Raw genomic sequence first — 23,220 nt, 5'->3', positions numbered from 1 at the left:
GAAACTATTTGTATGGTTTAAAAAAAAGGAAATTCGGGGGGTAAATAATGAAAAGTTTAAAGAAAATACTTACTGCAGTAACGCTTTCTGCGACATTACTTGCGGCTGGTTGTTCAAGTGATTCTGCGAAAACCTCTAGTTCATCAGGTAGTGATGGAGACAAAAAAGAAACAGTTTCCTTTACATATTGGGGCGGGGACTTCGACAAGAAGCGAATGGAAGCCATTCGAACAGAATTCAATAAAGAGAATCCAGATATCAATGTAAAATTAATTCAGATTCCTTCTGATGGGTATGATCAGAAGTTATTAACATCTATGGCTGGCGGATCTTCATATGATGTTGTTCAGCTAGCAGAAGCATTTAATACTTATGCTGGCAAAGGAACATTAGAAGACTTGACTCCGTATATGGAAAAAGATGGAGTTTCTAAGGATGATTATTTCAGCGCAGGGATGGAAGCGTACTCATATGACGGTAAAGTCATGGCGATTCCTATGCGTTTAGGTGCAATGATCATGTTATACAATAAAGATCTATTTGATAAAAATGGTATCCCTTATCCGACTGACCAATGGACATGGGAAGATTTCCATAATGCAGCCCTTAAAATTACCAACAAACAAGATGGAGTTTTCGGTGTTCAAGGCGTTGGAACTTGGTGGGCAAACTACATGGCTTATGTTGAATCATTTGGCGGAAGCTTAATGACAGAAGACCATACTAAGTTTAATTTGGATTCACCAGAATCAATAAAGGGACTTAAATTCATGCAGGATTTAATCTATAAGGATAAAGCTGCTCCTCTTGCTAGTGATATACCAAAAGGCGTTGATTTATGGACAAGCGGTAAGATTGGTATGTTAGTAGATGGACCGTGGCATATATTATCAGCGATTGCAAACATTAAAGACTTCAATTGGGAAGTTGCTCCTATTCCTACAGGGGAGAAATTTACAACACCTTTATTCTCTAATGCGTTTGCAATTCCAAAAGGATCTGAACACAAGGATGCTGCTTGGAAGGTTGTAAAGTTTTGGACAGGTGAAGTTGGTCAAACCATTTTGGCCAAAGAAGGTGGAGAAGTACCTCCTTTAAAATCAGTAGCGAACTCTGATGTTTACCTTAAAGTTCATGGAGATGCAGTAAACCTTCAAGCACTTGTTACTTCAGTAGATGGTGCCTTCGTACCGCCAATTACATCAAAGTGGGGCGAAATCAACAAACTAGCAGATACTTACTTGGCTCCAATTTTTTCAGAAAATGCAGATGTTGAAAAACAACTTAAAGATATGAAGCCTCAAGTAGAAAAAATGCTTACTGAGGCCCAAGAGACAAAGTAAAAAAAATGGGAGGGTAGAGGTAGATACTTCTATCCTCCTAAAAGTTAGGAGGATTCTATGGTGGCAAAAACAAAACAAAACTTTTCTTCCATTTCAAAACATGAAAAGAGAAATTTCTGGATTTATATTTCACCTTGGATTATTGGTTTTCTAGCATTTACTGCTATCCCATTTTTTTCATCATTAGGTTTAAGTTTTATGCAGTGGGATATCATTACTTCGCCTAAATGGGTGGGGTTTGATAATTATAAAGAACTAATGGATGATAAGATTTATTTTTGGAATGCCTTACGTAATACAATCTTTTATGCGCTAGTAGGGGTTCCTCTCTCAGTGACATTAGGTTTGCTCTTATCAATCTTGCTTTCAAAAGAAATAAAAGGAATAAATGTCTTTAGAATTATTTTTTATCTGCCAGCAGTGTTCGGTGGAGTAGCTGTACTTATGTTATGGAGCTACTTGTTGTATCCAGGAACCGGAAATGGAGACGCTGGATTAATTAATGCAGTACTTGGATGGTTTGGAATTGAGGGTCCCGGCTGGTCTCAGAGTGAGTTTTGGGCTAAACCAGCAGTTATACTCGTAGGTCTATGGGGTGTAGGAGGAAGTATGATGATTTGGCTGCCAGCGTTAGCGGGTGTTCCTAAGGAACTTCATGAAGCAGCTGAAATAGATGGAGCTTCAAGATGGCGAAAATTTTGGAGTGTTACATTTCCATTGATAACTCCAGCAATTTTCTTCCAAGTTACCATGGGAATCATTGGCTCATTCCAAATATTTATGGAACCAAAGATTATGCCTGGTAATCAAAAAGCATGGACAGACAGTTTAATGGTGAATTTATTTGACAATGCATTTACATTTTACAAAATGGGATACGCTTCTGCAATCGCGTGGGTTCTGTTCATCATGATAATGGTATTGACTGTTATTAATCTAGTAGTCTCAAAGAGGTGGGTATACTATGAGTCAAACTAATACCGAGGCCATTTCACAAGTTCAAATCAATCAAAAAGCAAGTACGAGATCAAAACTTCCGAAGATTATTTTGCGGTCTTTACGGTATTTGGTGCTAACTTTAATTGCAGCTGCGCTGTTATTGCCTTTAGTTTGGACCATTTCGGCTTCATTAAAACCGTCAAGTGATATCTTCTCCGTTCCAATTAAATGGATTCCTTCTGAGTTTAAGTGGGATAATTATTCCCGAGTTCTAAGTATTTTCCCGATGTTTCAATATTCAGCTAATACGCTGATTATTACCATCAGCGCCATTATTGGACAAGTATTATCCTCCGTTTGTGTCGCTTATGGATTTGCCCGTTTTCGTCATCCGCTAGCTAATGTCATATTTCTTCTTGTATTAGCAACCATGATGATTCCCGGACAGGTAACAATGATTCCGCAGTTTTTAATGTACAAAGAATTTGGCTGGGTGGACACTTATTTACCACTAATTGTTCCCAACTTTTTTGCAGCTGCGATTAACATCTTTTTATTACGTCAATTTATTATGGGAATTCCAAAAGAATTGGATGAGTCCGCAAAAATGGATGGCTGCAGTTCCTTTGGAATTCTTACGAGAATTATCGCCCCAATGTGTAAACCAATTATTATCACGATCATGATTTGGACGTTTAACGCCAACTGGAATGATTTCATGGGACCGCTTATTTACTTAAATGATCCAGAAAAGTTTACATTACAGCTAGGAATCTATAGTTTAAATGCAGGCCAACAGGGCATTACAGATTATGGTATGATGTTTGCCGCAACGTTATTGGCATTAATTCCAACTCTTTTGCTATTCGCAGTAGGTCAGAAGTATTTTATGAGTGGAATCAAACTTGGTGGAGCACTTAAAGGTTAAAGGAGAAGTGATTCTATGAGTATACAAGATAAAACTAAAACAGGTGTTCAATTATCTAGTAAGGGTATTGAAATTAATGGAAAGCCAACGGTTATCCTTTGCGCTTCCCTCTTTTATTTTCGCATTCCAAGAGAGCTTTGGAAAGATCGTCTATTAAAAGTTAAAAAGGCCGGGTACAACTGTATAGATGTCTACTTTCCTTGGAACTTTCATGAAACGGAACAAAATAATTGGGATTTTAGCGGAGAGAAAGATATAGAAGCATTTATGCAGATGGCTGCCGAAGAAGGGCTCTATGTTGTGGCACGTCCAGGACCATATATTTGTTCTGAGTGGGATGGCGGAGCTCTTCCTTCTTACTTATTTTCTGATACAAATATTAGATTGAGAGATAATGATCCTGTTTTTCTAGCTCATGTTAATCGATGGTTTGAACAGATTTTGCCAATTCTAAAAAAATATGAATTGGGTGAAAAGGGAACGATCATCTGTGTTCAGCTTGATAACGAACTTGATTTTTATGGCTGCCAAGACCCTGAGGGTTATATTTCAGCACTCCGGGATATGGTGTTGGGGAATGGTTTAGAGGTCCCATTAATTGCCTGCGCGGGTCAAGGGGATTTATTCTTAGCATCAGGAAATTCAACGGGTGTTATCCCGGCGTGTAATTTATATCCAAATGATCGAGATCCAGAATTTGAGGCTAAGGTTCATGCATATGCAGATACCCTAAGCAGTGAAAATATACCATTAATGGTAACGGAAACAAATCGATCTCATTATTTACTGCGACGTTTATTGGCAGGTGGAGCAAAACTATTAGGACCCTACTTGCAGGTGTCAGGAACAAACTTTGGCTTTACGAACGCAGCTAATAATTGGGGAGATCCGCTCGCGCTATTGACTTCTGATTATGACTTTGGAGGTATGATTTCTTCTACTGGAGAAGTCCGACCTGAAGCATACGAAGGCAGATTAATGAGCCGGATCATACAGGCTGCAGGTGATTCACTGGCACTCTCCTCTTATACAAATGATCACAGTTTTACGCTAAGCGGAGCATCCTCATATGAGGTGACAGGACCTAATGTCTTGGCATTATATGGCGGCGGATATTTGTATTCACTACCTAATGTCAGTAATCAAGAGCAAACTATTTCCGTTCATATAGATGGTAATACCTTCCCGGAACAGACAAACCTGATGATTCCAGAGTGGGGCTGCCCGCTATTATTAGCTCAAACGCCGCTAAGTCATTGGGGTGTGCCTGAAGGAAGATTAGAATTTGCTTCTGCTGAACTGATTTATGCACAAACGGAAGGCAATCAAACTAACTTTGTGTTCTCTGTGCAGGGTGAGTCAGAGTTAGCACTTTTTCTTCCTAATTTGATGGAAATTGAAACGAACGGCGATCTCAAATTTAAACAAAATGGAGAACGAATTACCTTAACAGCTCATAGAAATGCTGCAGGCTCTGCAAAAATCCTCTTATCAACAGGGCAAAACCTTACAATCGACCTGCTTGTGCGTGAACAGGCACTTAGATTAAAGGAAGTACAGGCAGATGGGCAATTCATTTTTGAGGAGCTCATTGCACAAACAGAAGAAAAGGATATCCCTCAAATTCAGTGGTCAGTTGCTGCCTTAAATAACGGTGCACCTGAATTAGGAGGGAACCTTCAACAACTTGGCCCCGATGCTGAATGGTTGGAAAACAGAGGAGTATACAAAGGATATTCTTGGTATAAGGCTAAATTTAATTCACCAGAATCTAAAGCTGTATCAGGAGTTCTGCTTCAGGATGCAAGTGATATTTGTTCTGTTTATACGGACGACCAATATCATGGGACAGTTGTACCTGGTGGCGGAAGTTATTATCTTCCGTTTGAAGCTGAGAAATCCAGCAGGGAAATGAAGTTATTGGTTCGTTCAGAAATTTGGGGACATTCCAACTTTGATGATGCCCGGCTGCCTGCTTTTCGTCTGAAGGGGCAAAAAGGGTTAACGGGTGCTGTTGCCGTGACTGATATTATAAAATTAAACAGTAATTGGCGCTTTAAGGAAGTTCGCTCCTCTAATGAGCATCATTTATACACATCTTTATCTTGTGACACTAAAAACTGGCCGCTCATTGGCTGGGGTTCATGGATGACAGAACAGCATCCATCATATGGTTATTACAGAAAAAGTTTCTCACTATCTGACCAATCAGACACCTGGGTTCTTCACCTTCCGGGAATAAAGTCTCTCGTTACAGTTTTTATTAATGGGAACTTAGCAGGCAAGGTGAATCCATTAACCCCCTATATAGACCTTACTAAGTGGGTAAGGGGCGGCGAGGAAGTTCAGCTTACTCTATTTCTAGAAACCTATTATGGCTTAAGTAATGGATCTGTCATCCTTTACGAGGGTGTTAAAGCAGTAGATTGGGAGTTAACTTCTGCGGATGAAGCTTCTTTATGGAAACATGCTGTAAAGGCTAAAATCTTAGCAGTCCCCGCTGATTTACCTGTTGAGTTAGCTTCTGGAAGCAGTGCTTGGGCTTTTGGAAATCTTGATGGCATTGATACAACCAGCTGTTGGAAGGCAGTATCCAGCGGTTCAAATATGAAGTTAACATTGTATTTGAATGGTAGATTGATTGGCCGGATATGGAACCCATCGAGTACTGCGAGGCCGCAAATGAGAGGCGGAAATCCTGAATTGACCTTTATCCCAGGCCCATGGATTCAGAAAGAAGGTAATACATTTGCTATCTTGCTAGAGTCTATTGAACAAGGCGAACCTGGTGTTGTGGAAGAGCTTCGTTTCTTACAAGTGGAAGATGAATGGAAAAGCAGATAATGTAAAGTAGATATACATGCAACGTGGTAGTAAAAACAGTTAAGGAAGTGGATTAAATGTTTAAGGTAGATGGCTTAGTTCATCGTGTATGCACATGGATATATCGTTTTTCTTATTTAAACCTATTATTCTTAGTTAGTTGTCTCCCAATCATAACCATTTTTCCTGCTGCGGCAGCACTTTTTGGTGTGGTTAGACAATGGGTGAAAAAGAATGATCCACCTGTTTTTACTACTTACAAATTGCTTTTTGTTGAAAATTTTAAGCAGAGTATGATGATTGGTCCGGCTGTAACGGGACTATTTATGCTAATCTTTGCAGATTTCTATTTAATTAGTCGAATGCAAATAGGTATAAAGGAAATTTTATTTATTTGTTTACTGATGATCAGCTTCTTTTTATTCATTTCTGTTCTTTATCTATTACCTTTAATGGTTAATGGTTACTATTCATCCAAACAATTGGTGAAAAATGCTTTTCAATTAGCAATATTTAAGCCTTTCATATCTTTGGTGAATGTATTGACCATAATAGGCTTGATATTTATATCGCTTCGTTTCTCTTTTTTCTTAGTATTCTTCTTTTTCAGTGTTTCCGCCTTTATTACTTATTGGTTTTCTGAAAAGAAGTTTTTTCATGCTGCGTTAACAGTAAAGCAAAGATAAAAGTTTCTCTTAGATGGTAGGGGAGATTGTTTCATAAGGAGCAAATTGCTACCTAATTGAGACAATCTCCTTTATATTTACCAAATTCAAACCGCCCCCCCAAAAAATGGGATGTCAAATTATCTGATAAATAGTATAATAATTTATATAAATTTGTAGAATTGAGGGTTATTTTGTAAAGGTTTTCATTCAGAGTTAATCTCCGGGGGGATGAGGATGAAGAAGATTTGGGCTTTCTTGACAGGTGCCGTAATATTTTCAGTCCTAGTCACAGGATGTTCAGAAAGCGGTAAAAAGGCAGCGTCTGATTTGGAAAAAGACAATAAAGTCACGATTAAGTTCCATTCTCATGGAAATGAGGAATCCTACAACTGGAAGAACACCATTGAAGCTTTTGAAAAAAAATATCCAAATATCGATGTAGAATTAGTGATCCTTAGTGATAAAGGAGATACCCAGGAAGCAGCAAAGAAATTAGGTCTTGCAGCAGCGTCCGGAGAACAAATGGATGTTATCATGTTTAGTGAATCCGCTAGTTATGCCCAGAATGTAAGTATGGGTATGGCCGCTCCTCTGGATGAATTCATTAACGAAGAAGGATACAAAGTTACAGAAGAATATAAGGTCGATACTGAAATAAACGGGAAATATTATGCTCTGCCAGGTAAATTTAATCCTTGGTATGTTCTTTTAAATAAAGACCATTTGGATGCCGCAGGTCTTACGACCCCAAAGGATTGGACCTGGGATGAATTCATGGAATATGCAAAAGCCATGTCACGAGACGGGCATTACGGAACCTATTTCCATGGACCGCAGGATGGAAGCTGGTTGGAGTATATGAGACTCGCACTTGCAAGTGAGGATGAAGATACTGAATTTACTAAAGAAGAAGGGGAATCTAATTTGGGTCACCCCCTCTTTAAGAAGACACTTGAAATGAGAGTAAAGATGGAAAAAGAGGACCAATCAGCTGTTCCTTATGAGGAGGTCCTGACTCAAAAGCTTCATTACCGCGAACAGTTTTTTACTCAAGCTGCCAGCTCCATCATCATTGGAAGCTGGATAAATGCCGAGCTTGGAGGCACTGAGCTAAATCCATTAAGTTTCAATGTTACAGTTGCACCTTACCCGAAGAATGAAAAAGCTGATAAAGGTGGATATGCTCCAGTCACAACAGACTATATGGCGATTGCAGCGAAATCAGACCATAAGAAAGAAGCATACACATTTATCCGATGGTACACGACTGAAGGACAAATTATTCAAGGTAAAAACGTGCCATCTTGGAATAAGGTTAGTAATCATGATATTACGGTAATCATTGATAAAATACTTAATGGTACAAAAAATCCTGAGAAAATTGATAAAAAATCACTGATAGATGTATTAACAAACGCGAAATCTTCGAAGTTTGTTTCACCTGTTCCAAACCAGGCGGAAATTTATAAAGTACTAAACGAAGAATATGAAAAATTAATTTTTGGTGAACAAAATATTGATAGCACTATTGAGGTTTCCAAAGAGAGAGTACAAGAAATTCTTAACAACAATCATTAAACGATTTGTCTATCGAAAGGTTTTATCGTACCTGCGCAAACTCCGATATAGGAGGATTGAGGATTATGTGGAATAAGGTAAGGGAGCTGCTAGTATCATCAAGTTCTTTTCGTTTTAAAGTCATGTTCATTTCTATCATTTGTCTTGTCATCCCTGCAACTTTTAGCTTATTTATCTATAACTATTTAACGAAAGATACGATAAAGGAACAGGCACATTCAAATGCAAATAGGGAGCTCACCATTGCCAATGAATATGTGGAAAAGCTTCTTGAAGATATGATGTACATAACAAACTTTATACAAGTCGACGCAGAAATGAATACCATATTAAAGCGGAAAATTAAGAGTACAGAAAATCAAACTTCACAACAAAAATACGAACAGTTTTTAGCTGATAGCAAAATAATAAAAACGCTTGAAAATATTACATTGGTTGGAGGAAAGTCGTATGTGACGATTCTCCTGGAGAATGGTATTTCGTATACAAATTATTCTAACTATGAATTAAATCCCAAAGATATCTATAATGAAGATTGGTTTAAACAATTAAATAAAATAAAAGGCTATGAAACAGTGTGGATTAGAAGCCAGCCTACCATGTTTAAATCAGAAAAGCCGATTAATCCATATCAAATATCAGTTGCTAGAACATTAAGGGATGAAAATTTAAATATTTACGGCTATGTAATTGTAACCATAATGGAAAATAAGATTAACCAAATTTTCGAGAACATGAATGGCAAGGAAGAAATGATCCTTTTAGATTCTTCAAATCAAATTATATCCCACACAAACGACGATAGAATTGGAGAAAAGTTCAAATATGGTGATCAGCTTACAGAGGAAAACTCGTCAAATATATTCGAGATTTCAAAAAAAGATTATTTAATAGCTGAACAAAAAATCTCTTTTACCGACTGGAAGTTAGTATCGTTAATTCCTTATAAACAAGCAACAAGCAAAGTTAACGCAATATTCAATAAAGTGGTTGCGTTTCAAGTTGTATTTTTCACGATTTTTCTAATCCTTATGACTTATTTCTTGAGAACGATTACAAAGCCGATTGTTCGTTTAGGCAATGTTGCAGACTTAGTCCAGCAAGGTAATTTAAACATCCGCTCTCATATCAAAAGCAAGGATGAGATAGGCAGACTGTCCTCATCCTTTGATCAAATGCTAAATACCATCAATAAAATGATTCAGGATATAACAGCCACGCAGGAAAGAAAAAGGAAAGCAGAATTGGATATGCTTCAGGCACAAATCAATCCTCATTTCCTTTTTAATGTCCTTAACTCCATTCGAATGAAGGTCATGGTAAAAGGAGATAAAGAAAGTGCCAATATGATAAGTTCCTTGTCAAAATTACTTCGTATGACGATATCGAAAGACAAAGAAATCATCACGTTTCAGGAAGAGGTTCAAATCGTTTTGGATTTTATTAATATCATGAATATGAGGCAAAAGGAAAAGGTGAATGTAGAAATAACCATTCATGAAGAGGCTAATTTAATCATGATTCCAAGGTTTATTCTTCAGCCAATTATTGAAAACAGCATCATTCATGGTCTAAACCAGAGTGCAGGCATGATTATAGTCAATGCGGAAATGACGAAAAATGAAGTCACTATCATAATAGAAGATAATGGCGGGGGAATGGACGAGCAGACATTATTTCAATTAAAAAGGAAATTTATTCACTCTAACACCCTAGATAATAGCACGTCTAAAAATAATAAAGGTTTCTCGTCTATAGGAATATCAAATGTATTTGAACGAATGTATATGACTTTTGGTGAGGAATTCAAAATGGATATAAAAAGTGAATTAGGTAAGGGAACACAAGTCATTATGTCCATCCCTAAAGGAGGCAGGAGACCTAATGTACAAAGTAATGCTAGTTGACGATGACTATCCAGTAATAGAATTATTGTCTGAAACAATTGAGTGGGAGAACCTGGGATTAATGCTTCAAAGTACGCACGAAAATGGTGCAGCCGCCTTCGAAAAAGCTCTGAATGAGATGCCTGATCTCTTAATTACAGATATCGGCATGCCAAAGATGAATGGAATTGAACTAACTAAACGGCTAAAAGAGCTAAATCCCCATTTGCAGGTTGTCATTTTATCGTGCCATTCTGAATTTGAATTTGCAAAACAGGCATTAAGACTGCAGGTACAGGATTATTTAGTAAAGGACATGTTTGATCCAGAAGACCTGTGCAAGGTAATCAAAAAAATCGTAGATACCCTTGAAAAACAAAAAAAGAGAGACGTTAAGCAGGTTCAATTACAACAGTTGATAGATAAAAATAAGAACAGCATCAGGGAAGGATTTATTAAGAAAACCATCAATCAAGTATCAGTGGATGAAAAAGAGTGGGTAAATGAGGCTGAATCTTTAGGACTTCAGTTAGATCGAACAACATACACAGCTTCAATGGCGATGATTCTTGATTACAATGTAGAAAAAGAAAGATACCTATCAGAAGAAATATTAACTTTTGCGATACAAAATATTTTCTCAGATATTAATAAAGATTCTAAATCTGAGGCAGTTTTCTTTAGTATCGGGGCTAAGGAATTTATTCTGTGTTTTCCAGATCCACTAAAACGAAAAAAAGGCTCCTTTGATGAAAAACAAGAATGTATACAAAAGGTTCAACAAGCCTTAAAAAAATATTTTAATATTAATCTATCTTTTATGATTGGGGAGAGCTTCTCAAGCTTTACTGAATTGAGACATGAATTAATACTTTTACAAAGTGCAAAACACCAGCGGTTTTATATGCCTAAAGGAACGATCCAAAAAAGAAAAGTAGTACAACCTGAAAATGATGACTTATTTTCGAAATACGACGAAGCAGCTTCAGACTTTAGAGAGTTAATGGTTATAAAAGATGAGGGTATGATAACCTCTATTGTTACCAAATGGATAACCTGTATTGAAGAAAAGAAGTACCATCCTGAATTGGTGAAGGAATGGATGTTGAAGCTGCTTTTAGATTTTAAGGTTAAATTACAGGCACTGCAATTATTTCGTTCTGAATATATTGTGGAAGGTCTGCATAATAAGATTATTTCCAGTAATTATTTATGTGAATTAAAAGGCTTGCTCATTGACTTTTTCAAATTACTTTTGAAGCGTTCTGAAGCGGCATATAGTCAGACAAAGCGAAAGGAAATTTTGGATGCCATCGGTTACGTTTCTAGAAATTTAGAAAAGAGAATCAGTCTGGAAGAGGTATCCAGCTATTTGTTTATAAACCAAAGTTACTTTAGCCGCCTGTTCAAGAAAGAGGTTGGTGAAAACTTTGTTGAATTTGTTACCAAAATGAAGATTTCCAGGGCCAAGGAATTGCTTGAACAAACGACTGACTCTGTAGGGAAAATTTGTGAACGTCTCGGGTATGATAACCAAAGCTATTTTATTAAACTATTTAAAACGCATGTGGGGGTAACGCCTATTGAGTTTCGAGGCGGGAAGGTATCCGCAGGGTAAAGTCCAGATTCTTTAATGGACTGGGCTTTATTTTTCCGTAAACAATATTTGTCCGCCGCTAATAAGGATAAAAAGTAAAATTACTTGAGTGTTGAGTAAAAATAATTGCATTGTGTTAAATCTATTAAATATTATAATAGTTTGTAAGCGCTTTGAATTATGAATGAATAACACTTTGAAAGGAACTAAAATCCAAATGAGACATCATACATTTGCAAAAACACCTCCATTAGGCTGGAATAGCTGGGATTGTTACGGGGCAGCCGTTAGGGAAGAAGAAGTAAAAGGCAATGCTCACTATATGGCTGAACATTTAAAACCATATGGCTGGGAGTATGTAGTGGTAGATATTCAATGGTATGAACCAGGTGCAGTCTCTTCTGTATACCGCCCATTTGTACCACTGGAAATGGATGAGTATTCTAGGTTAATTCCTGCGGTAAACCGCTTTCCTTCTGCAGAAGGTGGTAAAGGGTTCAAACCCTTAGCAGACTATGTGCACAACCTGGGGCTAAAATTCGGTATACACATCATGCGAGGAATTCCGCGGCAGGCTGTTCATGCGAACACACCAATTTTAGGAACAAGCGTTGGGGCAAGAGATATAGCCCATCCAAATTCGATTTGTCCATGGAATACGGATATGTATGGGGTAGATGCAGCAAAAGAAGGGGCACAGGAATACTATAATTCCCTGTTTCAATTATACGCAGAATGGGGAGTAGATTTCGTTAAAGTGGATGATATTGCAGCCTCGAGGCTTTATCACATTCATGATGGAGAAATAGAACTGATTCGAAAAGCCATTGATCATTGTGGAAGAGATATGGTTCTAAGCCTATCACCAGGACCCGCACCACTTGAATATGCAGAGACTCTAAAAGCGAATGCCAACATGTGGAGAATGACGGATGATTTTTGGGATCAGTGGAACCTGCTCTATGGAATGTTTGAAAGATGTGAAAAATGGGTTGAGCATTCTGCTCCTGGCCATTGGCCAGACTGTGACATGCTGCCTCTAGGTCATATAGGCATCCGTTCTGTTGATGGGGGTGGCAGTGATCGCTGGACACGTTTCACCAGAGATGAACAAGTAACAATGATGACACTGTGGTCTATTTTCCGCTCGCCACTGATGTTTGGCGGAGAACTCCGAGACAATGATGAATGGACCCTTTCATTGCTTACCAATAAAGAAGTATTGGAATTAAATCAAAACAGCCATAGCAAACGATTTGTTTACCGTCAAGATGATAGAATCGTCTGGACCGCTAAAGATAGACAAGATCATACCTATGCTGCCCTTTTTAATGCAAGTGATGAAACGGCATTGGTACAAGTATCATTGGAACAGTTAGGACTTACCTCCTCAAAAAAATTGAGGGATATCTGGAAGCAAGAAGAACTTGGGCATGTCGAAGATAAGATCAGCCTATCTTTGCCGCCACATGGCTCTATGCTTCTTAAACTATACTGATTAAAGTCGAGCAAAGTCTTTAAGAAAAAAGACTTTGCTCGATTTTTGTGATATCTGGAAATTTTTTTAGGGTAGTGGGTTTCTTTACAGAATACTCCCAACATATTGTTTTCGAAATTGACTGGGTGATAGTTTTTCTAGTTTTTTAAAGACCCTGCTAAAATATGCCGATTGGGTGAATCCACAAACTTCTGAAATTCTATCCGTACTCCAATCTGTTGAAAGTAGCAGAATCTTTGCTTGGTCTATACGTATTTTATTAATATATTCAATCGGCGTACAGCCAAAGGCCTGGATCATACATCTTGCAATATGATTAGGATGGAACCTGAGGGCATGGCCAAGATCTTCGTAAGTAATCTTTTGGGCATAATTTTTCCTCAAATAGATGGCAGCTTTTTCTGCTACTGCAAATGCAGGCATTGAGTTCGCTAATTTCGTATGCGTTGAAAGCTCCTGAAGTAATTGTTGAAAAAGAATTTGTCGCTGCCATTCTCCAGTGTAGATTGACTCATGTTCAGAAGAAATAATTTTCGAGCAGAGATGTTCGATCGTTTCTAAATTTGATAATTTACAATACTGAGGCAGTGTAATTCCGAATGGATTTTCAACAAAGACGTTTCTCGACTCTTCAGTTACTTTTTCACCGTATTGGAAAGGTTTAGATGTCGTTAAGTCCTGCCAGCCTTTGGAAGCATTGAAATGAAACCAAAAAAAGTGAGTAATTTGATCACAGGGTGATATAGAAAAATGGTGCCGGTCGGGGTAGAGGATTAGCGTATCACCGCTGCTAACCTGAAATTGTTGGTCATCTTCACCCATGTGCAATCGTCCTTCTGTGACAACTAACAAATCAAAAACACCAATCTTGTTACGATTTATATGTGATTGTCCAATATCAAAAGTATTTTGACCTGCAGCAAGCAAGGTTGGCAGGGGAGGGGCAAATAATTGAAGCATTCCTATCTCCTTTTATGTTAGGATTGTGCAAATTTTTGTTATGATATTGCATTTTATTCTTTAATTATAACCATATAATAGGTTCATAAATGTTTTATTTTTGTTACTAAGAAAAAAAGATTAAAAGTTAAATATAAATACATATAAGGGGAAATGTGATAATAATATGTATTTATGTTTTACGCATCGGGGAGGGATGAAGTGAATGATGCAAAGCATTCGCTGGGTATGGGGGTATATAAGGAACTTTCGGATAAGGTTATTTAGCGGCCTTTTTCTAGCGTTAGTGGTTTCTGTTTTAAATATGCTTAACCCCTATTTCGCTGGGAAAATCGTGGATAAGGTTATTTATGGCCAAGAGAATGAACTATTATGGATTTTTTTAGGTTCAATGATTGGCGTAACTGTTATTAAAACAATCGTTCGCTATAATTACCAAATAATGTTCGAACGAGTCTCCCAAAGTGTCATATTCAACATACGGGAAAAACTATATGACACGCTTAACAAATTAGATTTTAGGTTTTTCGATCAGACAAAAACAGGAGATATCATGGCTCGAATGACAGGGGATATGGAGGCTGTCAGGCATTTTACCGCATGGACGATTTATATGATATTTGAAAACATTACAATCCTGCTATTTGCCATTGGGTTTATGTTCTATATTCATCCGCCGTTAGCTTTAGCCATGCTTGCGGTTACACCGATTATTGGATTCTTTGCAATGCGTTTATCCTTTACGGTCAAGCCGACGTTTTCAGCCATTCGAGGACAGTTTGCTAGGTTAAATTCAGTTGTACAGGAAAACATTAGTGGAAATCGAGTCGTAAAGGCCTTTGCTAAGGAAGGGTATGAAATTGAAAAGTTTTCAAAAGAAAATGAAGCATTCAAGGAGAAGAATCTTGACTCCTCAAGAGTCTGGGAAAAGTATTTGCCTATTCTCGATTCACTTGCAGGCGTATTAACAGTAGTAATGATTGTAGTTGGAGGATACATGGTCATTAATCAGTCGCTGACTATGGGTGAGTTAGTCACGTTTAATTCATTAATTTGGGCATTAAATAATCCAATGCGAATGGCTGGGTGGTTACTTAATGATGTCCAAAGGTTTGTTGCCTCGGCTGAAAAAGTGGAAGAATTATTAAATACAGAACCAGAGATAAAGAACGAAACAAAAAGCTACAATGTTAAACATTTCAAAGGTGTTGTGGAATTTGACCAAGTTTCATTTAGTTATGGGGACGAACAAGTATTGAATGATATAAACTTCAAGGTTAGACAGGGACAAACAGTAGGCATTGTCGGTCCTACAGGGGCCGGTAAATCGACATTGGTCAATCTTCTAAGCAGGTTTTATGACGCTTCCGAAGGGGAAGTAAGATTGGATGGACTTAATGTAAGGGACTGGGATATTCATAAATTGAGAAATAGCATGGCTACCGTTATGCAGGATATTTTTCTTTTTTCAGATACGATTGAAGGGAATATAGCTTATGGCAACCCAACTGCTTCCTTCCAAGCTGTTCAAGCTGCGGCCAAAATGGCAGAAGCGGATGACTTTATTTCAAAGCTGCCAGAGGGGTACGATACCATTATTGGAGAACGGGGAGTAGGTCTTTCCGGAGGACAGCGGCAACGGATTGCTTTAGCACGAGCGATACTAAAAAATCCATCTATCCTGATTTTGGACGATACAACATCAGCATTGGATATGGAAACAGAGCTGCGGATCCAAAGAACTTTAAAATCATTTTTAAAGGAAAAAACCTGCTTTATTATTGCCCATCGTATTTCTTCCGTAAAAGATGCAGATTTAATTCTTGTAATGGAAAATGGCACAATCATTGAAAGAGGGAATCATAAAGAATTGCTTGCGAAAAAAGGAAATTACTATAAAGTGTTTAGAAATCAAGTTGGAAACTTTGATGGTGTGCATGACTTTGAGGAGGTGAACTATCTCAATGGCGCGCAATAAATTTGATGTGGATGAAGAATTGGAATCTCCATTTAGTTTTATTCAGCTAAAGCGGTTGATGATTTATCTAAAGCCCTACAAAAAAAAGATTCTATTTACGGTTTTTATCATGTTGATTGCCAGTGGAGCAAACTTAATTGGGCCGTATCTAATTAGTAAAGCCATTGACGAGGAGATTCCAGGCAAGGATATAGGCGGCTTAATGGTTCTTGCAGGTGTTTACTTAATTGCCATTATCATTACTGGGATATGTATGAAATATAAAATTAGAATGATGTCCCAGATTGGGCAAAGTGTCATCGTCCAGATAAGGAAAGACTTGTTTACTCACTTACAAAAGCTATCATTTACCTTCTATGACAGCAGACCGCATGGGAAGATTTTGGTGAGGGTAGTAAACTACGTAAACTCCTTAAGTGATCTACTATCGAATGGATTAATTAATTTGATTACGGACCTTTTTAGTCTCTTTGTTATTCTAGGGTTTATGTTTGCGATTGACGTAAAATTAACCCTTATGGCGATGATTGGGTTTCCAATTCTTGCAGCGGTGATCCTGCTTATAAAAAATGCCCAGCGGAAGGCATGGCAGATGCTAAGTAACAAACAATCCAACATGAATGCTTATATTCATGAAAGTATTAATGGTATTAAAGTGACGCAGGCATTTACAAGAGAGGAAGAAAACAAACGGATTTTTAGTGAAGTATCTGATAGTTACAGAAGCTCGTGGATGAGGGCAGTAAAGATTCAGTTCCTTTTATGGCCATCGATTGAAAATATTTCAGTACTTACCACCTCACTCATCTATGTTGTCGGAATCTCTCTAATTGGTGATGGGGTAACAGTTGGAGCATTGGTTGCATTTGTTGGTTACATAGGGATGTTTTGGGCGCCAATCGCGAATATTGGGAACTTTTATAATGCAATCATTAATGCTACAGCATATCTAGAGAGAATATTTGAAATGATTGATGAAAAACCAACTGTTAAAGACCTTCCGATTGCGTCTGAGCTACCTTTGATAAAGGGTAAAGTAGAGTTTAAAGATGTTACTTTTGGGTATGAAGAAGGGGAAAAAATCCTTAAAAACATTGATCTCAGTGTGAATCCAGGTGAAACGATTGCTCTAGTTGGAGCTACTGGATCAGGGAAGACAACAATCGTCAGTTTGCTTAGCCGTTTTTATGATGTAAGCAGCGGTCAGATTGAAATAGACGGAGTTGATATTCAATCGGTAACCATTGCCTCTCTTAGAAAGCAGATGGGGGTCATGCTTCAGGATCCTTTTATTTTCTCTGGCACGATTATGGATAATATCCGTTATGGCCGACTTGATGCTACAGATGAAGAAGTGATTGAAGCAGCGAAAGCTGTGCAGGCTCATCCATTTATTAGTGGATTGTCTGAGGGCTATAAAACGGAGGTAAATGAAAGAGGCACAAGACTTTCTACTGGACAGAGACAGCTGATTTCGTTTGCACGAGCACTCTTAGCTGATCCCAAGATATTAATTCTTGATGAGGCTACGTCATCCATAGATACAGAAACGGAGCTTGCATTACAAAAAGGACTTGAAACACTGCTGGCAGGGAGAACATCCTTTATTATTGCACATCGTCTTTCTACCATTCAAAATGCAAACCGTATCCTTGTCATCGATAAAGGCAGAATCATAGAGGAAGGTTCTCATAAAGAACTGATAGGGAAAAAAAGTTACTATTGGAAGCTGCATCAATCACAGCATCAATCCTTAGATGCGGGATAACCAAAAGAGTAAGAGTGTTACGTAAAGTGACCCAATAGGGACTGTTCCTATTGGGTCACTTTCATGAAAAAAGATAGTCAAATTTTTGTATATATATATCAAAATACCGTTAATAGTTTCAACTCGCCCTATTTTATAATAAAAGGAATTGGAGTAGGAGGTATATATTTTGCTTACCACACAGCTTAAGAGTTTATTAGGTTCCGAAACTTCCCTATTGTTTCCTACTAAGGAATCCAAACTAAATTGGTGGAAAGATATTAGGGAAAATCCAGCTTATCAATTGCTTCTTAATGAAATTAGGGATGAAGGGGATAGACTTTTAAAAGAAAGTGATCCTGAACTAACGTTTTCATTGTTCAAAATTTTTGATGAAACCGGCTCCCGCCTAGAATTCGAAAAGGTATATTTCGAAAAGCGGAGACGATTAACGACCTTTGCCATTATGGTTTTACTTGAACCTGAACAAGACGAATATTTGACAGCGCTAGAAAACACGATATGGTCACTTTGCAATGAATATTCCTGGTGCCTGCCTGCACATTTACAAAATAGTCCGGAAACGTCGGTGAACGTTAATTACTCACTCTTTGAGCCGAGTAAGAGGGAGTATTCTATTGATTTATTTGCTGCTGAAACCGCCTTTTCGTTAAGTGAAATAGTAAAACTAACGGAGGAACATTTAAATCCGCAAATTTGTAAGCGCATTTATGAAGAAATATACAATAGAATCTTTTTCCCATTTAAAGAAAAAACCTTTGGCTGGGAGAAACAAACACATAATTGGGCGGCAGTATGTGCCGGATCCATTGGCTCGGCAGCACTGCATTTAATCCAGGACCAAGACGAACTTGCCATCATTTTGGAAAGGGTAATTGATGCAATGAGTTCTTACTTAAAAGGCTTCCAAGATGATGGGATATGCCTTGAGGGCTATGGTTATTGGCAATATGGTTTTGGATATTATGTCTATTTTGCAGATTTACTGAAAAAAAAGACAGAAGGAAGGCTGAACCTATTCGACTCTGAAAAGGTTCATCAAATTGCTCTCTTTCAACAACGGACCTTTTTAAATCGGAATCTCGTTGTTAACTTTTCAGATTCACTTCCGACAGCATCCGTTTTTCTCGGGCTGAGCCATTATTTAAGCAAAATTTATAGTGATTTCGAAGTTCCGGAAAACTCTCTTCGTTCACATTATACGGACGACCATTGCAGCAGATGGGCTCCGGCAATTCGGAATCTATTGTGGTTTGATGCAGATTCTGTTCCATTACCTTGGAGAAATGGCACCTATTTTTCAAAGGACTCAGAGTGGTTTCTTTCGAGGCACATTTGTGAATCGGGAGGTTTTGCATTTGCAGCAAAAGGCGGACATAACGACGAACCTCATAACCATAACGACACTGGCCACTTTATTCTGCAAGGTAATACAGAAGTGTTTTTTAAAGATCTAGGAAGTGGTTTATACAGTAAGGATTACTTTAGTGAAAAACGGTATTCTTATTTTTGTAATGGCTCCCAAGGGCATTCTGTTCCAATAATAAACGAACAATTTCAAACACCAGGGTCAGCAAAATATGCAAACATTCTTGATGTATTAATAGGGGAAGATGTTGATATCTATGAAATGGATATCGCAAATGCGTATGAGGTTAAGAGTCTTCAAAGATTAAAGCGAAGGTTTACCTGGGTAAAAACAAATCCTCCAAAACTGGTATTGGAAGACACTTATTCTTTTGTTGAGCAGCCACGTTCAATCGTGGAAAGGTTCATTACACCTGTATTATTAATAACAAAAACCGATGATGGAGTTATCCTAGAAGGAAAGAATAAAGTAAGAATTTCATATGATACGAGTCAGCTAAAACTAGAGACAAAACTGATTACTTTTATTAATCATTACGGTAAATCGGAAGATAATTTAGCCCTCGATTTTATTGTACTGCACCCTGAAAGGGAGTGTAGTGTCGAGTTGGTATTTCAATTTGAATAGGCGGGGTGAAGAGATTGACTGAACAACAGTGGATAGAAGAAGCTTGGGAAAAGGTAACGAATAAAATTAGCAGAACGAGTGAGAAAATAGGTGCGAATTTTCCTCATGCAAGCGAGAATGGTCAGTATGTACTTGCAGATCCTCATTGGTGGACTGCGGGGTTTTGGCCAGGAATTTTATGGCTTATTTATCGAGATTCAAAAGATGAGAATTTAAGAAAACTCGCTGAAGAATGTGAAGAAAAGTTAGATGCTGTTCAACGGGATTATTACAGACTCGATCATGATATGGGTTTTATGTGGACTTTGACCAGTGTCGCTAGACATAAAATCTTAGGTGAAGAAGAATCAAAGCGGCGTGCGCTGGTAGCAGCAAATCTATTAATGGGTCGCTTTAACCCAAATGGCAACTATATTCGCGCTTGGAACCCTTGGACAGAAGGAGAAGACAATAGTGGAATTGCCATTATCGACTGTATGATGAACTTGCCCCTCTTGTATTGGGCATCTGAAGTAACAGGTGATCCCAGATTCAAGGGTGTAGCAAAAAAGCATGCCGAAATGGTGTTAGATCACTTTATCCGAAGCGATGGGGGAGTTCATCATATTATTGTGTTCAACCCTGAAAGCGGTGAAAAGATAGAAGCGCTTTCAGGGCAGGGGTATGCACCAGAATCGGCATGGTCTCGCGGAACCGCATGGGCCATATATGGACTCACATTAACTTATCACTATACAGGCGAAGAAAAATACCTAGAATATGCCAAACGGGTTGCTCACTTTTTTATTGCCCACTTGCCGGAAGATTTCGTTCCAGATTGGGATTTCCGTCTCCCATCGGATGTAGCTTCGCCAAAGGACTCCTCAGCAGGAGCCATAGCTGCGTGTGGCCTGCTCTTACTTGCGGATAAAGTAGCTTCCACAGAGTCTCCTATATATAGGAAAGCAGGAGAAAGGATTCTTCAGTCCTTATATAACCATTACAGTGATTGGGAAGGTTCAGAAGAGGGATTGATTCTCCATGCAACCAGTCATTTCCCGCAAGGTAAATATATGGATAATCCGCTTATATATGGTGACTACTATTTTGTCGAGGGTCTAGCGTATTTAAAAGGGTTTAAAGAATTATTTTGGTAGATTGATAGCAACTGAAAAAAAGAACCAATTCTCTGTCAGGAGGGAAGTTTATGATAAAACTCAGGTTACCTATTCAGAAAAATCCACTTCAATCACGGGAGGATTTGAGTGAGGCTGTAAACCAAATTCTAAACCCGTTAAAACCTTTTTACTCCAAGGGGAAAACCCTCCTCCAATTAGGCAGTACAGGTGCGGGGTACCCGGATTCCTTAGCTGGAATGGAAGGGTTCTCAAGAGTATTATGGGGACTCGTGCCCTTGTTAGCAGGTGGAGAGAAATCGGAAATTTGGGATATCCACATTCAGGGCATAAAGAATGGTACAGATCCTTCTCATGAAGAATATTGGGGAGAAATCGCAGACTTTGATCAGCGTGCAGTAGAAATGGCGGCATTTGGATATGCACTCGCGCTCATTCCTGAAAAGATTTGGGATCCTTTAAGTGATTTGGAAAAATTCAATTTGTTCCAGTGGCTGAATCAAATCAACACCATCAAAGTTTATGATTGCAACTGGTTATTTTTCCCTGTAATAGTCAACTTAGGATTTAAAAGAGTTGGCTTACCTTATAATTCTGAAACAGTGAAAGAGAATCTTGATCGAATAGAAAGCTTTTATTTACAGGATGGATGGTATTCCGATGGGGTGAATGCTCACTGTGATTATTATGGACCGTTTGCCATTCATTTTTATAGCCTGCTTTATGCAAAATTGATGGGCAGTGAGGACCCGGAAAGGGCAATGGTGTACAAAAGCAGAGCAGCGACATTTGCTAAGGATTTTATTTACTGGTTTGCGAATGATGGTTCCGCCCTGCCTTTTGGGAGAAGCCTGGCGTATCGATTTGCACAATCTTCCTTTTGGAGTGCTCTCGTTTACGCAGAGGTTGAGGTGTTTCCGCTGGGCGTGATGAAGGGACTAATTCTTCGGAACCTCCGCTTTTGGTTTAGTCAAGACATCTTTGACCATAATGGACTGCTTACCATTGGCTATAGTTATCCAAATTTGGTCATGGCAGAGAACTATAATTCACCTTGTTCACCTTATTGGGCATTAAAAACCTTCCTGCCTTTAGCGTTGCCTGTTGATCATCCTTTTTGGAAGGTGGAGGAGGAGCCTCTTCCTTCATTAAAGGAAAAAGTGGTACAACACTCACCACGTTTTATCCTAAGCAGGAACGATGAACAAAACTATATTGCTGCATTTAATGCTGGGTATCAGCACACAAATGATCACTCTCATATTGCAGCGAAATATGAAAAATTTGTTTACTCCAATCTTTTTGGATTTAGTGTGCAGAAAGCAGAATGGGGACTTGCACAGGGGGCATTTGATTCGATACTTGCTGTCAGCGAGGGTGACAATATCTATAGAGGCAAAAGAAAGTGTGAGGAATATGAAGTAAACGATAATGTAATCTACACGAAATGGAAGCCGTGGGAGGATGTTGAAATTAAAACCTGGCTTGTTCCAGGGACCCCGTGGCATATCCGAGTCCATTGTATAGAGACAAGAAGAAACCTTGACGTTGCAGAGGGTGGATTCGCTCTAGGATTGGAGCATACCCAATATGTTGGGCAAAAGCCAGAGGAAATTACACATTTAAAAGAATGTGCGGCCATTTCACCTTGGGCTGTTAGCGGTATAAAGAACTTATATGGAAATGGCAAAGCAGAGCTCGTCTATCCAAATGCAAATACAAATCTAGTAAATACACGCACCGTTATTCCAACCATAAAGGCTAGTCTAAAACCAGGAACACATTGGCTTGTAAATGCCGTTTTTGGGGAACCAGGAAATGAGAACATTATGAACCAATGGGAAACCACTCCAAAGATTGAATTTGGGGAGGAAGGGATATACTTGGAGCTCGGAGAAGAGAAGATTATTATTCATAAGTGATGATAGAATGAGAGTCTGTTCACGCCGTTTTCGGATGCTATCTTAATAAAAAGACGTATGAATTGGCATACGTCTTTATCCTTTATGATTAAGCTCCGGAGCTGATAGATAGGCGGAAGAATTCCGCCTATCTAACAATTATAGTAAAAAAGGGCTCGAATAGACGGAGAGATTCCGCCTATTGGCTCGAAAAATTTGAAAATGGGAGTTTTTGCTTGGCA

15 protein-coding genes are annotated in these 23,220 nt (G+C 38.4%); 14 read left to right on the top strand and 1 reads right to left on the bottom strand.

Annotation, left to right across the window (positions count from 1 at the left end; all coding sequences use genetic code 11):
* The first annotated feature begins 47 nt into the window (after positions 1–47).
* The 9 genes from ABC255_RS27380 to ABC255_RS27340 all read left to right on the top strand — a co-directional run bounded on the left by ABC255_RS27380 (position 48) and on the right by ABC255_RS27340 (position 13,260).
* Complete coding sequence (locus ABC255_RS27380; RefSeq protein WP_412998264.1) at positions 48–1,343, top strand: ABC transporter substrate-binding protein; 1,296 nt, start codon at positions 48–50, stop codon at positions 1,341–1,343.
* Between the two features lie 60 nt (positions 1,344–1,403).
* Positions 1,404–2,321 carry a carbohydrate ABC transporter permease gene (locus ABC255_RS27375; RefSeq protein WP_412998263.1) on the top strand — a complete coding sequence of 306 codons (918 nt, stop codon included), beginning with the start codon at positions 1,404–1,406 and terminating at the stop codon, positions 2,319–2,321.
* Positions 2,308–3,210, top strand: a complete 903-nt coding sequence (locus ABC255_RS27370) for a carbohydrate ABC transporter permease (protein ID WP_335534941.1) — start codon at positions 2,308–2,310, stop codon at positions 3,208–3,210. The genes ABC255_RS27375 and ABC255_RS27370 overlap by 14 nt, the downstream gene beginning before the upstream one ends.
* A gap of 15 nt (positions 3,211–3,225) precedes the next feature.
* Positions 3,226–6,054, top strand: coding sequence for a beta-galactosidase (locus ABC255_RS27365; RefSeq protein WP_412998262.1), 2,829 nt, complete (start codon positions 3,226–3,228; stop codon positions 6,052–6,054).
* Between the two features lie 56 nt (positions 6,055–6,110).
* Positions 6,111–6,719: a YesL family protein gene (locus ABC255_RS27360; protein ID WP_412998261.1), complete on the top strand. Its 609-nt coding sequence runs from the start codon at positions 6,111–6,113 to the stop codon at positions 6,717–6,719.
* 216 nt (positions 6,720–6,935) lie between these two features.
* A complete protein-coding gene (locus ABC255_RS27355) occupies positions 6,936–8,279 on the top strand; it encodes an ABC transporter substrate-binding protein (RefSeq protein WP_412998260.1) in 1,344 nt (447 codons plus the stop codon).
* 65 nt (positions 8,280–8,344) lie between these two features.
* Positions 8,345–10,186 (top strand): sensor histidine kinase, encoded by a 1,842-nt coding sequence (locus tag ABC255_RS27350; RefSeq protein ID WP_412998259.1) that lies wholly within the window; start codon positions 8,345–8,347, stop codon positions 10,184–10,186.
* The gene (locus ABC255_RS27345; RefSeq protein WP_412998258.1) at positions 10,164–11,783 is read left to right on the top strand and encodes a response regulator transcription factor; all 1,620 of its coding nucleotides are present in this window, start codon (positions 10,164–10,166) and stop codon (positions 11,781–11,783) included. The genes ABC255_RS27350 and ABC255_RS27345 overlap by 23 nt, the downstream gene beginning before the upstream one ends.
* Positions 11,784–11,979: 196 nt before the next feature.
* Positions 11,980–13,260, top strand: coding sequence for a glycoside hydrolase family 27 protein (locus ABC255_RS27340; RefSeq protein WP_412998649.1), 1,281 nt, complete (start codon positions 11,980–11,982; stop codon positions 13,258–13,260).
* An 84-nt stretch (positions 13,261–13,344) separates the two neighbouring features.
* On the opposite strand, the gene ABC255_RS27335 is transcribed toward ABC255_RS27340, so the two are convergent.
* A complete protein-coding gene (locus tag ABC255_RS27335; protein WP_412998257.1) occupies positions 13,345–14,220 on the bottom strand; it encodes a helix-turn-helix transcriptional regulator in 876 nt (291 codons plus the stop codon).
* A gap of 208 nt (positions 14,221–14,428) precedes the next feature.
* Between ABC255_RS27335 and ABC255_RS27330 the strand changes: the two genes are divergently transcribed.
* From ABC255_RS27330 to ABC255_RS27310, 5 genes are all read left to right on the top strand, one after another.
* Positions 14,429–16,198: an ABC transporter ATP-binding protein gene (locus ABC255_RS27330; RefSeq protein WP_412998648.1), complete on the top strand. Its 1,770-nt coding sequence runs from the start codon at positions 14,429–14,431 to the stop codon at positions 16,196–16,198.
* Positions 16,185–17,966, top strand: coding sequence for an ABC transporter ATP-binding protein (locus tag ABC255_RS27325; protein ID WP_412998256.1), 1,782 nt, complete (start codon positions 16,185–16,187; stop codon positions 17,964–17,966). The genes ABC255_RS27330 and ABC255_RS27325 overlap by 14 nt, the downstream gene beginning before the upstream one ends.
* A 169-nt stretch (positions 17,967–18,135) precedes the next feature.
* On the top strand, positions 18,136–19,962 hold the full coding sequence (locus tag ABC255_RS27320) for a heparinase II/III family protein (protein ID WP_412998255.1): 1,827 nt from the start codon (positions 18,136–18,138) through the stop codon (positions 19,960–19,962).
* A 5-nt stretch (positions 19,963–19,967) separates the two neighbouring features.
* Positions 19,968–21,098: a glycoside hydrolase family 88 protein gene (locus ABC255_RS27315; protein WP_412998254.1), complete on the top strand. Its 1,131-nt coding sequence runs from the start codon at positions 19,968–19,970 to the stop codon at positions 21,096–21,098.
* A gap of 50 nt (positions 21,099–21,148) precedes the next feature.
* Entirely contained in the window at positions 21,149–22,999 is a 1,851-nt protein-coding gene (locus ABC255_RS27310; RefSeq protein ID WP_412998253.1) for a DUF2264 domain-containing protein, read from the top strand.
* Positions 23,000–23,220: the final 221 nt, after the last annotated feature.

The organism is Neobacillus canaveralius (assembly GCF_047237705.1).
GTDB classification, from domain to species: Bacteria; Bacillota; Bacilli; order Bacillales; family Cytobacillaceae; genus Neobacillus; species Neobacillus niacini_K.
The sequence above is the reverse complement of the archived record's forward strand: the minus strand, read 5'-3'. Positions and strand labels throughout refer to the sequence as shown.

Coding starts and splice junctions, on each gene's coding strand:
- ABC255_RS27380 (WP_412998264.1), top strand. CDS start 48: ATGAAAAGTTTAAAGAAAATACTTACTGCAGTAACGCTTTCTGCGACA.
- ABC255_RS27370 (WP_335534941.1), top strand. CDS start 2,308: ATGAGTCAAACTAATACCGAGGCCATTTCACAAGTTCAAATCAATCAA.
- ABC255_RS27365 (WP_412998262.1), top strand. CDS start 3,226: ATGAGTATACAAGATAAAACTAAAACAGGTGTTCAATTATCTAGTAAG.
- ABC255_RS27360 (WP_412998261.1), top strand. CDS start 6,111: ATGTTTAAGGTAGATGGCTTAGTTCATCGTGTATGCACATGGATATAT.
- ABC255_RS27355 (WP_412998260.1), top strand. CDS start 6,936: ATGAAGAAGATTTGGGCTTTCTTGACAGGTGCCGTAATATTTTCAGTC.
- ABC255_RS27350 (WP_412998259.1), top strand. CDS start 8,345: ATGTGGAATAAGGTAAGGGAGCTGCTAGTATCATCAAGTTCTTTTCGT.
- ABC255_RS27345 (WP_412998258.1), top strand. CDS start 10,164: ATGTACAAAGTAATGCTAGTTGACGATGACTATCCAGTAATAGAATTA.
- ABC255_RS27340 (WP_412998649.1), top strand. CDS start 11,980: ATGAGACATCATACATTTGCAAAAACACCTCCATTAGGCTGGAATAGC.
- ABC255_RS27335 (WP_412998257.1), bottom strand. CDS start 14,220: ATGCTTCAATTATTTGCCCCTCCCCTGCCAACCTTGCTTGCTGCAGGT.
- ABC255_RS27330 (WP_412998648.1), top strand. CDS start 14,429: ATGCAAAGCATTCGCTGGGTATGGGGGTATATAAGGAACTTTCGGATA.
- ABC255_RS27325 (WP_412998256.1), top strand. CDS start 16,185: ATGGCGCGCAATAAATTTGATGTGGATGAAGAATTGGAATCTCCATTT.
- ABC255_RS27310 (WP_412998253.1), top strand. CDS start 21,149: ATGATAAAACTCAGGTTACCTATTCAGAAAAATCCACTTCAATCACGG.